Raw genomic sequence first — 14,847 nt, forward strand, 5'->3', positions numbered from 1 at the left:
CGCGTTTTTGCGATCTTTTTCCCAGGCATGGTGGTTTGATATCGGCATGAGCGAATTGATTGCGGCGTTGCCGATGTATGATTGGCCCGAAGCGCGCGACGAGGTCGACGCGCAATGGGCGTCGTTGCGCGAGGCCTTCCGACCCAGGGGTATCGATGCGCCGCGGTCCATCGTGCGGCGCAACGCTGACCTGCCCGCCGTGCCAGGCGGTATCCATGACGCCCAGGGCGGACTGATCGCTCCGGATCCGGCGACGCTGCCGCCGGACGAGCTCGATTTCCACAAGCTCTGGCTGCATCCGGCGCTGCTATTCGCGCAGACCTGCTGGGGGCCGATGGAACTCGGTCTGTCCCGGCATGTGCAGGTGGTCGGCCAGCCAAGCTATGACGCCTATGAAGGCGGACAGGGCGAGCTCTATTCCAGCGCGCTGGTGATGCGCTCGGGCGAGGGGCCGGAGGTTCGGTCACCCGCCGACGGCAAGGCCTTGCTGCCGCTCGATCTCATCCGAGGCAAGCGCTTTACCTTCAACAGTCTCGATTCCATGTCGGGCATCCTCGCGCTGACGCGCGACCTGAAAGCGGTCGGCGAAAACCTGGACATATTTTCATCGAGTGGCGAAAGCGGCGGCCATCGCGACTCGATCGTGGCGGTCGCCGAAGGCAGGGCGGATGTCGCTGCGATCGATTGCGAAAGCTGGGCGCTGGCGCAGCGCTTCGAGCCGGCGGCGCGCGAGGTCGTGGTCGTCGGCTGGACAACACGGCGCAAAGGTCTGCCGTTCATCACCGCGAAAACGACGCCGGAAAAGACCATGCGCGCGATGCGCGAAGCGCTTGCCGGCCTAGCCGAGCAGCCTCTCATCCAACGGGTAGGTTGAAAGTTTTTCGTTGCCGGTCTCGGTGATCAGGATTTGCTCCTCGATCTTGACGCCTTCGCCGCCGCCCAGCCGGCCGATATAGCTCTCCACGCACAGCACCATGCCTGGTTCCAGCACACCGTCGGGCGTATCGGATGTCCAGTCGCTGGCATGCGGCAAGGTCGGGTATTCGTCGGCCAGCCCGACGCCGTGGTAGAGCACGCCGTAGCGGGTCGGGAAGCAGTCTCCCGGCGGCACCGCTGAGCGTTCGACAAGGTCGCGGAACGAGACGCCGGGCTGCATCAGTGCCGTGTTGTGTTCGATCTGCTCGGCGGCGATGCGGAACAGGTCGCGCTGTTCGTTGGTCGGCTTTGTATCGCCGCACAGCCAGGTGCGCGAGAGATCGGCGCAGAAGCCGTAGGGGCCGATCAGGTCGGTGTCGAAGGCGACGAGATCGCCCGCCTCGATGATCCGCGACGAACATTCCTGGAACCACGGATTGGTGCGCGGTCCCGACGTCAGCAGGCGCGTCTCAATCCATTCGCCGCCGCGCGCGATGTTGCCGCGATGGAGTTCAGCCCACAGTTCGTTCTCGGAGATGCCGGGCTTCAACGCTTGTTCCATCTCGCCCATCGCCGCCTCGCAAGCAGCAATGGCGCGGCGCATGGCGAGGATTTCGTCCGGTGATTTGATCAGCCGTGCATTTTCCATCACCGCTTCGCCATTGCCGATGGAGATACCAAGGCGGTGGAGCTCTTCAACGCCTTCCGGATTGATGTGGTCGACGGCGATGCGGTTGTTGCCACCGCCGTGCTCCCTGACCAGATCGGCGATGCCGGCGGCCCAGCGGCGGACTTTCTGCTCGGTCAGTTCGCCGCCATAGAGATACATCCATGAAATGGCGGGGCGGACTTCATCGACGACACCGGAGTGGTCGGAAAGATGCTCGCAGGAAAAGTAGTCGAACAGCACCACCGGCCCGTCGGTGGCGACGAAGCAATGCCGCGTCGGGTTGTGCGCCAGCCAGAGCTGCATGTTGGTGCTGTCGGTGGCATAGCGGATGTTGACGGGATCGTAGAGCAGGGCGCCGGCATAGCCGCGGCGCTTCAGCTCGGCGCGAATGCGGTCGAGCCGATATTGCCGCATGGCGGGCAGGTCGGGAGCGGCAATGCCTGCCGCGGCCCATTCCGCTTCAGCCACTGCGCCATAACCCAGTACATGCTGGTTGAGCCCAGCGGCCTTCTGTCGTGAGGCGTCGCGCAGCGCCTCGATCGAGCCTGATACAAAAGGCATGATCTTGCGGTGGCGGCCGAAGCTTCCCTTTGGCGCCGCGCTGTCCATGGCGAAACCTCAGGTCCGCATCTTCTCGCCACTCGGGTCGAAGGGCGCCTCGACATTGATGCGGGCCGGACGCCGGTGACCGAGGATCTCGATCTCGAACAGGCCGGCGCTTTCATCCTCGGCAAGTGCCGCCGGCACATAGCCTTGCGCCATCGATTTCTGCACGTAGTGGGCGTAGCCGCCTGACGTCACCCAGCCGACCACGCGCCAGTCGCCGTCGACGATGCCGCGCACTGCGGACGCGCCTTCGGCGGCCTTCGAACCGCGTATTTCCTTGCCTGAAGTGTCGAAGCGCGGCGCGCCGTAGCCGTGCGGCTTTTCGACGGTGCCGTAATCCTTGCTGACCTTGGCCCAGATCGGCTCGTCGCCCATCACGTCGGCATCGGCCGCGTCGACGATGAAAGAGACGCGGCGCAGTTTTGGGCCTTCCGCCTGTTCCTTGGCGGCGGCTTGACGACCGATGAAATCGTTCTTCTCGAGCTTGATGAAGCGGTCCATCGAACCTTCAAACGGGCCATAGATCGGCCGCAGCTCGCGGAACCAGGTCGGGAAGTTCTTTTCCAGGCGCATGGACAGCAAGGCGCGCATGCCGAAATCGACGATGCCGAATTCCTCCCCGGCATCCTTGATCGCCTTATAGACCAGGCGCTCGTAGGCCGGCGCCATCCAGATTTCGTAGCCGAGGTCGCCGGTGTAGGTGATGCGGTTGACCAGGCACGGTGCGCCGCCGACCGCCATTTCGCGGAAATCCATGAAACGGAAAGCCTTGGTCGAAATGTCGACATCGACCAGCTTCTGCAGGAGGTCACGCGACTTCGGCCCGGCGATGGAGAGGCCGACCAATGTCTGGTCGAAGCGATGAATGCGGACCGAACCATCCTTCGGCAGATGCTTTTCGAACCAGCGCATGTGGTACTTCTGCGCGGCCGACGAACCCCAGATCATGAAGCGGTCTTCGCCAGCCTTGGCGATGGTGAAGTCGCCGATCAGCTTGCCGAATTCGTTGATCATCGGCGTCAGCACGATGCGGCCGGTCTTCGGCATGCGGTTGGTCATCAGCCGGTTGAGGAACTCTTCCGCACCCGGCCCCGATACTTCGTATTTGGCGAAGTTGGCGATTTCGGTGACGCCGACCCTTTCACGGGTGGCGCGCACTTCCTCGCCGATCGGCCCAAAATCGTTGGAGCGGTGGAAGGAGACGATGTCCTTCGGCTCCTTGCCCTTGGGCGCGAACCAGAGCGGTGTCTCGAGGCCCCACGAGTCGCCCATGACGGCGTTGTTGGCGAGCATGGTGTCATAGAGCGGCGTCGTCTGGGCCGGGCGGGCGGCCGGCAGTTCCTCGTTGGGGAAGCGGATCGAGAAGCGGCGCGAATAGTTTTCGCGCACCTTGGCGTTGGTGTAGCGCAGGCCGGCCCATTCGCCGAAGCGGGCGACATCCATGCCCCAGACGTCGAAGCCCGGATCGCCATGGACCATCCAATTGGAGAGAGCGAGGCCAACGCCGCCGCCCTGGCTGAAGCCGGCCATAACAGCGCAGGCGCACCAGAAATTGGTCAGGCCCTGCACCGGGCCGACCAGCGGGTTGCCGTCGAGCGCGAAGGTGAAGGGGCCGTTGATGATCTGCTTGATGCCGGCCTTTTCGATACCGGGGAAATGCTTGAAGCCGATTTCGAGCGACGGCGCGATGCGGTCGAGATCGGGCGGCAGCAGTTCATGGCCGAAATCCCACGGTGTGTTGACCGGCGACCACGGCTTGCAGGCCTTCTCGTAAGTGCCGAGCAGGATGCCGTTGCGTTCCTGGCGGGTGTAGATCTCGCCCTTGAAGTCAAGCACTCCGATCATTTCGCGGCCGGTCGACTTGTTGAATTCCTCGACCTCCGGCATCGGCTCGGTCAGGAGATACATGTGCTCCATGGCCAGCACCGGCAGCTCGACGCCGACCATGCGGCCGATCTCGCGCGCCCACAGGCCACCGCAGTTGACGACATGTTCGGCGTGAACCGTGCCCTGTTCGGTGACGACGTTCCAGGTGCCGTCCGGCTGCTGCGTCAGGTCGACGACGCGGTTGCGCAGCACGATCTCGGCGCCGAGTTTCTTGGCCGCCTTGGAGTAGGCGATGGTGGTGCCGGAGGGGTCGAGATGGCCTTCGACCGGATCCCACATGGCGCCGACGAAATTGGTCTCGTCCATCAGCGGGAACATCGCCTTGGCCTCGGACGGCGTGATCAGCTCGGTGTCCATGCCGAGATAGCGGCCCTTGGCGTGGGCAAGGCGCAGGAAATCCATGCGCTCGGGCGTATCAGCCATCATCACGCCGCCGGTCAGGTGCAGCGAGCAGGATTGGCCCGAAATCTCCTCGATCTCCTTGTAGAGCTGGACGGTGTAGGCCTGGAGCTTGGCGACGTTCGGATCGCCGTTCAGCGTATGAAAGCCGCCCGCCGCGTGCCAGGACGAGCCCGAGGTCAGCTCGGACCGCTCGATCAGCATGATGTCGGTCCAGCCGGCCTTGGCCAGGTGATAGAGCACCGAACAGCCGACGACACCACCGCCGATGACAACCGCTTTTACATGGGATTTCATGAAGATAGGTCCGTTTTTGTGTAAATTGAATCAGTTGGTTCAGTTCGCCGCGAGCGGCCTCGACTTTGGAAGTCAAAGCTCACTACGGCGTACGATCAAAAATCGGTCGGTGCGCCGCCTTCGGCGGTGCGCTTCTGGACGAAGGCGTTGAGTTCCTCGCGGATCGCCGGGTCCATGTAAGGCTCCTCATAGGACCCCAGCCGCTCCTTCCAGACCTTGTTGGCCTTTTCCAGCGCTGTCGGCGAGCCGGCTTCGGCCCAGGTCTCGAAATTGCGCCAGTCGGACAGGATGGGCGAATAGAAGGCGGTCTTGTAACGATCCTGCGTGTGCCGGGTGCCGAAGAAGTGGCCGCCGGGGCCTACCGACTGGATGGCGTCGAAGCCGAGCGCCTCTTCGGAGAGGTCGAGCGGGGTCAGGAATTCTGCCACCATCTGCAGCAGGTCGATGTCCAGAATGGTCTTCTCGTAGGAGCAGCGCAGGCCACCTTCCAGCCAGCCGGCGGCGTGCATCATCAGATTGCCGCCGCCCTGGATGGCACCCCACAGCGAGAACACGCTTTCATAGGCTGCCTGCGCGTCGACCGTGTTGGCCGCGCAGGTGTTGGAGGTGCGGTAGGGAATGTTGTAGCGGCGGGCAAGCTGGCCACCGACGAGTTGCGCCTTCATGTATTCGGGTGTGCCGAAGGCCGGTGACCCGGATTTCATGTCGACATTGGAGGTGAAGCCGCCATAGCCGACCGGCGCGCCCTTGCGCACCATCTGGGCGAAGGCAATGCCCGACAGCGCCTCGGCATTCTGCTGCACCAGCGCGCCGGCAATGGTGACGGGCGCCATGGCGCCTGACAGGGTGAAGGGCGTGACGATGACGACCTGGCCCTTGCTCGACATCTGGATGATGCCTTCCATCATCGGCACGTCGAGCTTGAGCGGCGAGTTGGTGTTGATGATGGTGAAGACGGACGGCTCCGCGAGCAGTTGCTCGTGGCTGATGCCGCGCGCGATGCGGGTGATCTCGATGCCGTCGACATTGCGCTCCTTGCCGAGCGAATAGATGTGGAACACCTTGTCGGTCAGCGTTGCGAGGTCGCGGATGCATTCGAGGTGGCGGACCGACGGGTGAATATCGGTCGGCTCGACCGGATAGCCGCCCGTGCAATTCAGGATGTTGTGCATCTGGGCCAGCCGCAGGAAATTGCGATAGTCCTGCTGGTTGCCTGGCCGGCGGCCACGATCGATGTCGGAGCAATTGGGCGCCGAGGCCATCATCGAAATGATCAGATTGTCGCCGCCGAAGCGCACATTGTGGGCGGGGTTGCGGGCATGGATGGTGAATTCGGACGGGCAGTTCGACACCAGATCGAGGATCATGTCGCTGTCGAAGCGCACCCGCTCCGAGCCCTCGCGGACATCGGCGCCATGCGCCTTCATGATACTGCGGGCTTCGTCGTGCAGGACATCGACACCGATTTCCCTGAGCACGCGCAGGGAGGCGAGGTGGATCGATTCCAGCTCATCCTCGGAAACCAGCTTGGTCGGCGTCAGTGGATTTTTCAGCTGGCGGAAAGCCGGCTGCTCGAACGCGGCCGAGCCACCGGCCCGCTTTCCGGCGCGACCGCCACGGCGGGCACGGTCGGGTGCCAAAGCCGGTTCTGAAGGTTGTAGGGCGGCGGTCATGATGGTCCTCGTAGGATGCGATAACGGGCGGCATAATGGACCGGCGCCCGTCCGGCCATTGCGGAGGCGGCGACCACTAGGGCGAGGGAAGCGACATGCCCGGACGGCAGCCGCGCTGCCGCGACATTCGCCTGATCATTCATCCCTTGGCGCAAGCGGATTTTCCTCGGCGGCCCTTTCTTTCCCTGGATCGAACCAGTAGCTGGTGAGGGCTGTCGGCGGGGAGGGCAGCCGGCACCTCACATGGAATGACAGCATGGTCGCGACCGGCTCGAGCGAAGGCGAAGCGGGAACGCAGTGGGCAGCGCTCGCCGGCGTCACCGCCGCGTTGGCCATGTTCGGAGCGGCGCAAGGGCTGAGCTCGCCGCTGTTCACGCTGCTGATGCAGAAGCAAGGCATGTCGCCAGGCCTGATCGGTCTGTCGGCAGCGATGATGCCGCTCGGGCTGATCCTGTCGGCCTCCTTCGTGCCGGCGGCGGTCCGGCTGGTCGGTGCGCGAAACCTGGCAGTCGCATGCTCGCTGATCGGAGCGCTTTGCTTCCTTGGGATCGGCTATCTGCAGAACTGGTTGGCCTGGTACGTCATCCGCTTCATCATCGGGGTGGTCATCAATCCGCTCTACATCCTTGGCGAGGTGTGGGCGCTGTCGCTGGCGCCGCCGTCGCGGCGCGGCCGGGTGATGGGGGTGTTCAACACACTGATGGGCGCCGGCTACGCGGCCGGTCCGTTTACCCTGACCTTTATCGGCATCGAGGGCTGGGCACCCTTCGGCGTTGGCATTGGCGGCTTTGTGCTTTGCGCGGTCATTTTGCGCCTTGTCTCCTCGAAGCTCGCCGGTTTTGAGGATGACGGCCAGCCAGCAGGAAGTTTTGTCGGTTTTGCCCGGCTGGCGCCGGCCCTGCTGCTGGCGGTGCTGGTCTCGGCCGCCGTCCAGCAGAGCACCTATGCGCTGGTCCCGGTCTTCGGCGCAGGCTACGGCCTGCCTGAGGCCGTGCTCGCCGCGCTGGTGATGGCGCTGTCGCTGGGCAACATCCTTTTGCAGATCCCGCTCGGCCTGCTCGCCGAGCGCTTCGGTGGCCGGCCGATGATCCTGGCCTGCGCGGTGGCGACGACCGTTTGCGCTGTCCTGCTGCCGCTGCTGATCACCACGCCGCTGATCTGGGGCGTGCTTCTGGTGATGGGCGCGGTCGGCTACGGCGTGTACACAATGGCGCTGGTCGAACTCGGCAGCCGCTTCAGGGGCTCGCTGCTGGTCACCGGCAATGCGGCTTTCGCCTTGCTATGGGGCGTCGGCGGCATCGTCGGTCCGCCGGGCGCGGGCCTGCTGATGCAGGCGATCGGACCGCTGGGATTGCCGACCGTAGTCATTGGCCTCGACGCTTTGCTGGTCGCCTTCGCGCTCTATAGATCGGCCAGCCGCAAAGGCTCCTGACAAGGTTTGGCTGGAGGCGCACGTCGGTTCGGGCCGCAGGGCTTACCGCCATCGGACCGAACCGCTAAGTCTGCAACCGCGACGGTATTATGGATCATGGACTTGGTGGACAGCAAAAGCGACGAGAGGATGCAGTGGGCGGCGATCACGGGTGTGATCGCGACCGTGTCGGTGTTCGCCATCGCGCAGGGCCTGTCCTATCCGCTTCTGAGCTTCATCCTGCAGCGCCAGGGCGTCTCGCCTGCGATGATCGGTCTGTCGGCGGCAATGACTCCTGTCGGCTTCATCCTGTCATCGCCGCTGATACCTGGCCTGGCGCGCCGGTTCGGGGCAGCGCGCACCGCGCTCACCTGTGCCGCACTATCGGCTGTCGTACTGGCGTTGATCGGCTGGACGCAGAACGTCTATCTCTGGTTTCCGCTGCGCTTCCTGATCGGCGTGGTGACCAACCCTCTCTATGTGCTCAGTGAAATCTGGGTGATCGCGCTGGCACCGCCGGCCCGGCGCGGCCGCATCATGGGTCTCTATTCGACGATCATTTCCGCCGGCTTCGCGACCGGCCCGCTTTGCCTGCTTGCCGTCGGCACGGAAGGCTGGCCGCCATTCCTTGTCGGGATTGGCGCGTTCGTGCTCTGCGGCTTTTGCCTGGCGTCGGTTCTGCCGCAGTTGCCCAGGGTGGACGAGGCTGGGCATCGGGTTTCGGTGATGGGTTTCATGCCGCTTGCCTGGCTGCTCCTGTCGGCGGTGGTCGTGGCCGCCGGCTTCGAGCAGGCGGTGCTGGCGCTGCTGCCTGTCTATGGCACGCATCATGGCATCGCGGAGGCTCGCATGTCGGCGCTGCTGTCGGTCATGATTGCCGGCAACATTGCCATGCAGGTGCCGCTTGGCCTGCTGGCCGAGCGGCTGACGGCCCGCCTGGTGCGCTTCATCTGCGTCTTGCTGACGCTGCTCGGCTGCGCGCTGCTGCCGGTGCTGATCGAAACCCCGCTGATCTGGCCCTGCGTCTTCGTCTGGGGCGCGGTGTCCTACGGCATCTACACGATGTCGATCATCGAGCTCGGCGAGCGCTTAACCGGCTCGGCGCTGGTTGCCGGCAATGCGGCATTTTCCCTGATGTGGGGCGTCGGCGGCATTCTGGTCCCGCCCCTTACCGGCGGCATGATGGATGTGCTCGGCGCGGGTGGCCTACCGTTCACGCTTGGCGCAATCTGCGCCGCGCTGGCGCTGGCGACGCTTGTTCGAAGACGGGTTGTGTAGGCATGCATCGGGGTATCGGGATGCTCAAATCCCTGGTCCCGGTTCGCTCGCCCGCCGGAAAATGGCCCAGAGGTCACAGTCGGCATGGCGTTCTTCGGGATGCATCCTGCGCAGCGAATCCCGAATTTCCACGGCTCGATCGAAGTCATCAATCAGCCCGACCCTGGACAGCTCTGCATTTGCAAACACGTCTGGGAAGCCACCGCAATTGGTCAAGGCGCTGACGCCGGCAGCCTGATCCATCAGGTCATAGCCCATGAAGGTGAACCCGTCCCAACCAAGCGATCGTACGTCTGCCGGAGGCCTTCGGATGACGCCGAGGATGTTGACGTTGCTGGGATCGCCCAATTCCGAGAGCAGGAAGTCCAGGTCGACAAAGAAATCGAGCATTTTGTCTTCGTTGACGAGGTGAGGCCAGTAGCTATCCTTGATCTGCGGGAGCGCAACTGGGCAAAGCATCCCGTCGAGCGTAACGACTTCGGTCAACTGGGTAAGGCCCGACCACTCGATGTATTCCATCCATCCGCTTCCGTGAAATGGGCTGAACTTCTCGGTTGCGATGTAAAGATGTTGCATGCCGGCTGCCTGCTCTGAACAGCTGTCGCGTCCGCGAACCGTTTTACCTGTTCCCGTTGAATGTCGGTAGCGTCATGCCGATGTTTGTGGCACCGAGCCTGATGAATTTTTCGGAGACCCACATGACCAATTCGATCGCCCAAAGGCAGCCAGGGCCAGTTGACGAGACGCAAGATCCCTTTCTCTGGCTGGAGGACAGGACAAGCAAACAGTCGCTCGACTGGGTTCACCAGCAGAATGAGGTGACGGTGGCGCAATTGCAGGGCGATCCGTCCTATCAGGCGTTGTTCCAGACGGCGCTCGACCTGATGACGGCCGAGGACAATATCGCGGTCGGCGCGGCAATCGCGGGCCATGTCTACAATTTCTGGCAGGACAAGACCAACGCGCTCGGCCTGTGGCGGCGCACGACGGTCGCTTCCTACAAGACCGACAAGCCCGAATGGGAAACGATCATCGACTTCGACCAATTGGCGGCGAAGGAGGGCATAAAGTGGGTGTTCGGCGGCGCTGTCAGGCTCTACCCCGATTTCAACCGCTGCCTGGTCTCGATGTCGCCCGATGGCGGTGACGCCAGCGCGATGCGCGAGTTCGACATCGCGGCCAAGTCCTTCGTCGAAGGCGGTTTTCAGGCGCCGGCCTCGAAATCGGGCTTCGGCTGGCTGGACGAGGACACGGTCATCGTCTCGGCTGCGTTCGAAGAGGCCGACAAGACAGAGTCCGGATATCCGCGCGTGGTCAAGCTCTGGAAGCGCGGCACCAGGCTGGAAGAGGCAACCCCGATCTTCGAGGGAAAGACGGAGGATCTTGCCGTTGGCGCCGGGGTCGAGTTCGACGGCGAGAAGCGTCATCTGTTTCTGGCGCGGACACTCAACTTCTTCGCATCGCACAGTTTCCTGCGCCTGCCTTCGGGCGAGAATCGCCGCATCCCGCTGCCCGATGACGTCACCGATACCGCGCTCTTCAGGGATCAGCTGGTGTTCGGGGTGCGCACCCCATGGACGGCGCCGGACGGCACCGCATGCCAGCCGGACGGGCTTTATTCGCTTGACTTCGCGTATTGGATCGAAACTGGCGATTTTGGCGCCATCGAGACCTTGCTGGCGCCGGCGCATCGCGTCTCGATTGCCGGGCTCGCCAGAACGCAGGACCGCCTGTTCATCAACCTGATGGACAATGTCCGCGGCAAAGTTATCGTCTGCGAGCGCAAGGATGGCGCCTGGTCGCTGAAACCTGTCGCGCTGCCTGAAAACGGCACTGTCGGCATCAGCCATGCAGAGCATTTCGGCTCCACCGTCTCCTTTTCCTTCACCGATTTCCTGACGCCAAGCTCGATCATCTGGTCCGATGACGATGGCGAGACGCTGGCCACCGTGAAGTCGCAGCCGGCCCGTTTCGATGCCTCGCCGCTGATCTCGGAACAGTTCGAGGCGCGGTCGAAGGACGGCACGATGATCCCTTACTTCGTCGTCAGGCGGCGGGACCAGAACGGGCCGGTGCCGACGCTGCTCTACGGCTATGGCGGCTTCGAAGTGCCGCTGTTGCCTGGCTATGCCGGCGTGCGCGGCAGGCTGTGGCTGGAGAAAGGCAATGCCTATGTGCAGGCCTGCATTCGTGGCGGTGGGGAGTTCGGACCTGGCTGGCACCAGGCGGCGCTGAAAGGCAAGCGCCAGACCGGCTTCGACGACTTTGCCGCGGTGGCCGAGGATGTCGTCAGGCGCGGCATTGCCACGGCTCAATCGCTCGGCATTCAGGGCGGTTCCAATGGCGGCCTGCTGACCGGCGCCTCCCTGACACAGCATCCCGAGCTTTTCGGCGCCGTCATCATCGAGGTGCCGCTGCTCGACATGCTGCGCTACACCGAATTGCCACCGGGCGCTTCGTGGATGGCCGAATATGGCGATCCGTCAAAGCCGGAGGACGCCAAATGGCTTTCGGCCTATTCGCCCTATCAACATGTCAAGGCGGACGCCACCTATCCGCCGGTGCTCTTGACCACCTCGACCGCCGACGACCGGGTCCATCCGGGCCACGCGCGCAAGATGGCGGCCCGCCTGCAGGAGGCTGGCCATGCAAAGACGCTGTTCTTCGAGGAGACCGAAGGCGGACATGGCGGGCGCGGCGACCGCCGGCCGCAGGCGGCGCAGACGGCAATGAAGTATGTGTTTCTGCAGCGGGCGCTGAGCGGCGAGGCCTGACCTCATTCCATGGCACCGCTTGAGCAAAGGGTGGTTCACCTCGGTCGCCCTTTGCTCTAAGGTACCTTCATGACTCTCGCTAGACTATCAGCTCGTGCGTTTCGGGTCGCGGTGACACCGTCATCGCGCACGTTGCGCGCCGAGCTTTTGCGGCTGTGCGCCCGCATTGGTTATTCGCCTCCTGCCGTCCTCTGACGAATTCGCCCCGGCGCCGCCGGAATGATTTCAGAGGAAAGATCAAATCAATGACCTATCAGAACTATTCGCTGAAGCAGCTTCAGCAGATCGACGCCGCGCATCACCTGCATCCCTTCACCGACCATAAGGAGCTCCGCGAGGCGGGCGCGCGCGTCATCACTCATGCCAATGGCCCGTTCATCTACGATTCCGAAGGGACGGAACTGCTGGATGGCATGGCCGGCTTGTGGTGCGTCAATATCGGCTACGGCCGTGACGAACTGGCCGAGGCCGCCTATGCGCAGATGAAGGAACTGCCTTATTACAATTCCTTCTTCAAATGCTCGACGCCGACGCCGGTGCTGTTGTCGAAGAAGCTGGCCGAGATCGCACCGAAAAACGTCAACCAGGTGTTCTATGGCTCGTCCGGTTCGGAGGCCAACGACACCGCCTTGCGCCTTGTGCGCCACTATTGGGTGCTGGAGGGCAAGCCGGAGAAGAACCGCGTCATCTCGCGCAAGATGGCCTATCACGGCTCGACCATCGCCGGCACCTCGCTCGGCGGCATGGATGCCATGCACAAGCAGCTAAACGGCGCGGTGCCCAACATCGTCCATGTGATGATGCCCTATGCCTATGAGCTGGCTCTGCCTGGCGAAAGCGACCATGATTTTGGCCTGCGCGCGGCCAAATCGGTCGAGGATGCCATCCTGGAGGCCGGCGCCGACAAGGTCGCGGCTTTCATCGGCGAGCCGGTAATGGGCGCGGGCGGCGTCAAGATCCCGCCGGCAAGCTACTGGCCCGAAGTGCAGCGCATCTGCCGCAAATACGATGTGCTTTTGATGCTGGACGAGGTCATCACCGGCTATGGCCGCACAGGCGAGTGGTTCGCGGCCCAGACCTTCGGCATCGAGCCGGACACCATCACCACCGCCAAGGCGCTGACATCGGGCTATCAGCCGCTGTCGGCACTGCTGGTGGGCGATCGCATTGCCTCGACGCTGGTCGAGAAGGGCGGCGAGTTCAACCATGGCTATACCTATTCGGGGCACCCCGTGGCCTGCGCCGTGGCGTTGAAGAACCTCGAGATCATCGAGAGGGAAGGCCTGGTCGACCGCGTCAGGAACGACACCGGACCTTATTTCGCCAAGGCGCTGCAGGAGCGCATCGCCGGGCATGATCTGGTCGGCGAGGTGCGTTCGATCGGCCTGATGGGCGCGATCGAAATCATCAAGGACAAGGCAACGAAGGAGCGCTTCCTGCCGTCGGGAAGTGCCGCGGTGACGGTGCGCGACCACGCGATCGCCAACGGCATGATGCTGCGCGCCACCGGCGACACGATGATCCTGTCGCCGCCGCTGATCTGGACCCGCGACACGATCGACATGGCCTGCGAGCGCATCGGCAAGGCGCTCGACCTGGCGCAGGCCGACCTGCGCAAGCGCTAAGAAACGAGGCAGGCGCCCACCAATCGGACGCCTGCCTCAAAATATCGTCGCGGTCGGAACGAATATTGCTACCGCGCGTAGTTGATGGCGCAGCGCAGCGGCTGCCCTATGGGGATTGTGTTCATGAGCAGGACTGGCAGGAGCCGGCGCCGGCGAGAAGCGGTCACGATCGGCAGCGATCTCATGCTGGCGCCCGTGGTGGCGATGATGCGCCTGCCTCTCATGGCAATGGACGTGGGAAGTGGCCAGCCGTGGGGAACCGAAACCGCGCGGGCAGTCAACGAGAAGACGGTTGCACTGACTGAAGGCGTCTTCGCGGCGCAGATGTCCCTGCTGCAATCGGCGACCCGTTTCTGGCCCGAGATCCTTTCCGGCCTTACCCCGTCGCTGCTCAATGGCATCGCGGCGGAACGATCAATCAGCGCCGCGCTGAAGCCCGCCAGCCGAGCGGTGAAGGCGAATTTTCGCCGACTTTCCACAAACACCTGATCCGGCCTGTCTGCTGAGGGCGTGTGGGGTGCGCGGAACTTTGATTTTGCGCATCGTCCAGATCATGGGCTAGAACCAGCCGGTGCAGTACAGTGGGGGAAGCAATGGCCGGACAACCGCTCAACCAGCCGGCTGAAATTCCAGCCGAACTCGACCGCTGGAACTGGGGCGCCTTCTTCCTTAACTGGATTTGGGGCATCGGCAACAGCACCTTCATCGCGCTGCTTGCGTTGATCCCCGTCGTCAACCTCATCATGATTTTCGTGCTCGGCGCGCGCGGCAGCCGCTGGGCCTGGCGGAACCGGGCCTGGCGCGACGCCGAGCAGTTCCGCAAGACGCAGCGCAACTGGGCGATTGCCGGCCTTGCCGTCTGGGTGGTCGGTATCGGCGGCTGTGCGACCATGGTCGGCAGCATCCCTTTCGTGCTCAAAGGCAGCGACGCCTACCGGATGACCATGGACGCCGTCCGTGCCGACACCCGGGTGAAGGCCACGATCGGCGACGATGTGGCCGATAATTTCTGGGTCGGCGGTCATCTCAATGTCAATGCGAATGGCGCGGGCGATGCCCAGTTCAGCATTCCCGTCCACGGCGCCAAGGGCAAGGGCACCGTGTTTTCGCATCTCGTTCGCAATGCAGGCACATGGAGCACGCGCCTGCTCGTGGTCCGCGTCGACGGCGTCGATGCACCGATCGTGCTGACCAATGAAGATCACGTGCCGATCCCGGGTGCGGCGATCGGAATATAGACGGATCGTGGATCGCAAAGGGGCCCGAAATGCAAAAACCGCGCCCCATCGGGAACGCGGCTTTGCCAGATACG

11 protein-coding genes are annotated in these 14,847 nt (G+C 63.5%); 7 read left to right on the forward strand and 4 right to left on the reverse strand.

Going from position 1 to position 14,847, the window contains the following annotated elements:
• The first annotated feature begins 46 nt into the window (after nt 1-46).
• Nucleotides 47-874, forward strand: a complete 828-nt coding sequence (locus tag EJ077_RS12475) for a phosphate/phosphite/phosphonate ABC transporter substrate-binding protein (RefSeq protein ID WP_208702324.1) — start codon at nt 47-49, stop codon at nt 872-874.
• On the opposite strand, the gene EJ077_RS12480 is transcribed toward EJ077_RS12475, so the two are convergent.
• The 3 genes from EJ077_RS12480 to EJ077_RS12490 form a co-directional block, all read right to left on the reverse strand.
• On the reverse strand, nt 839-2,194 hold the full coding sequence (locus EJ077_RS12480) for a M24 family metallopeptidase (RefSeq protein WP_208702325.1): 1,356 nt from the start codon (nt 2,192-2,194) through the stop codon (nt 839-841). The genes EJ077_RS12475 and EJ077_RS12480 overlap by 36 nt on opposite strands.
• Nucleotides 2,195-2,203: 9 nt before the next feature.
• Nucleotides 2,204-4,774 carry a GcvT family protein gene (locus EJ077_RS12485; protein ID WP_208702327.1) on the reverse strand — a complete coding sequence of 857 codons (2,571 nt, stop codon included), beginning with the start codon at nt 4,772-4,774 and terminating at the stop codon, nt 2,204-2,206.
• A 95-nt stretch (nt 4,775-4,869) separates the two neighbouring features.
• Nucleotides 4,870-6,447, reverse strand: a complete 1,578-nt coding sequence (locus tag EJ077_RS12490) for a trimethylamine methyltransferase family protein (protein WP_208702330.1) — start codon at nt 6,445-6,447, stop codon at nt 4,870-4,872.
• A 256-nt stretch (nt 6,448-6,703) separates the two neighbouring features.
• Between EJ077_RS12490 and EJ077_RS12495 the strand changes: the two genes are divergently transcribed.
• Both EJ077_RS12495 and EJ077_RS12500 read left to right on the forward strand, forming a co-directional pair.
• Entirely contained in the window at nt 6,704-7,879 is a 1,176-nt protein-coding gene (locus EJ077_RS12495; protein ID WP_208702332.1) for an MFS transporter, read from the forward strand.
• Nucleotides 7,880-7,975: 96 nt separating this feature from the next.
• Nucleotides 7,976-9,136, forward strand: a complete 1,161-nt coding sequence (locus EJ077_RS12500; RefSeq protein WP_208702334.1) for an MFS transporter — start codon at nt 7,976-7,978, stop codon at nt 9,134-9,136.
• Nucleotides 9,137-9,160: 24 nt separating this feature from the next.
• On the opposite strand, the gene EJ077_RS12505 is transcribed toward EJ077_RS12500, so the two are convergent.
• Entirely contained in the window at nt 9,161-9,712 is a 552-nt protein-coding gene (locus tag EJ077_RS12505; protein ID WP_208702336.1) for a hypothetical protein, read from the reverse strand.
• Between the two features lie 122 nt (nt 9,713-9,834).
• Between EJ077_RS12505 and EJ077_RS12510 the strand changes: the two genes are divergently transcribed.
• The 4 genes from EJ077_RS12510 (at nt 9,835) to EJ077_RS12525 (ending at nt 14,773) form a co-directional block, all read left to right on the forward strand.
• Nucleotides 9,835-11,910, forward strand: coding sequence for a prolyl oligopeptidase family serine peptidase (locus EJ077_RS12510; protein ID WP_208702338.1), 2,076 nt, complete (start codon nt 9,835-9,837; stop codon nt 11,908-11,910).
• Nucleotides 11,911-12,155: 245 nt separating this feature from the next.
• A complete protein-coding gene (locus EJ077_RS12515) occupies nt 12,156-13,535 on the forward strand; it encodes an aspartate aminotransferase family protein (protein WP_208702340.1) in 1,380 nt (459 codons plus the stop codon).
• An 84-nt stretch (nt 13,536-13,619) separates the two neighbouring features.
• A complete protein-coding gene (locus EJ077_RS12520) occupies nt 13,620-14,024 on the forward strand; it encodes a hypothetical protein (RefSeq protein ID WP_367142336.1) in 405 nt (134 codons plus the stop codon).
• A 104-nt stretch (nt 14,025-14,128) separates the two neighbouring features.
• The gene (locus EJ077_RS12525; RefSeq protein ID WP_208702342.1) at nt 14,129-14,773 is read left to right on the forward strand and encodes a cytochrome c oxidase assembly factor Coa1 family protein; all 645 of its coding nucleotides are present in this window, start codon (nt 14,129-14,131) and stop codon (nt 14,771-14,773) included.
• Nucleotides 14,774-14,847 lie beyond the last annotated feature (74 nt).

Origin of the sequence: Mesorhizobium sp. M8A.F.Ca.ET.057.01.1.1 (genome assembly GCF_003952565.1) — a bacterium.
Taxonomy (GTDB): domain Bacteria; phylum Pseudomonadota; class Alphaproteobacteria; order Rhizobiales; family Rhizobiaceae; genus Mesorhizobium.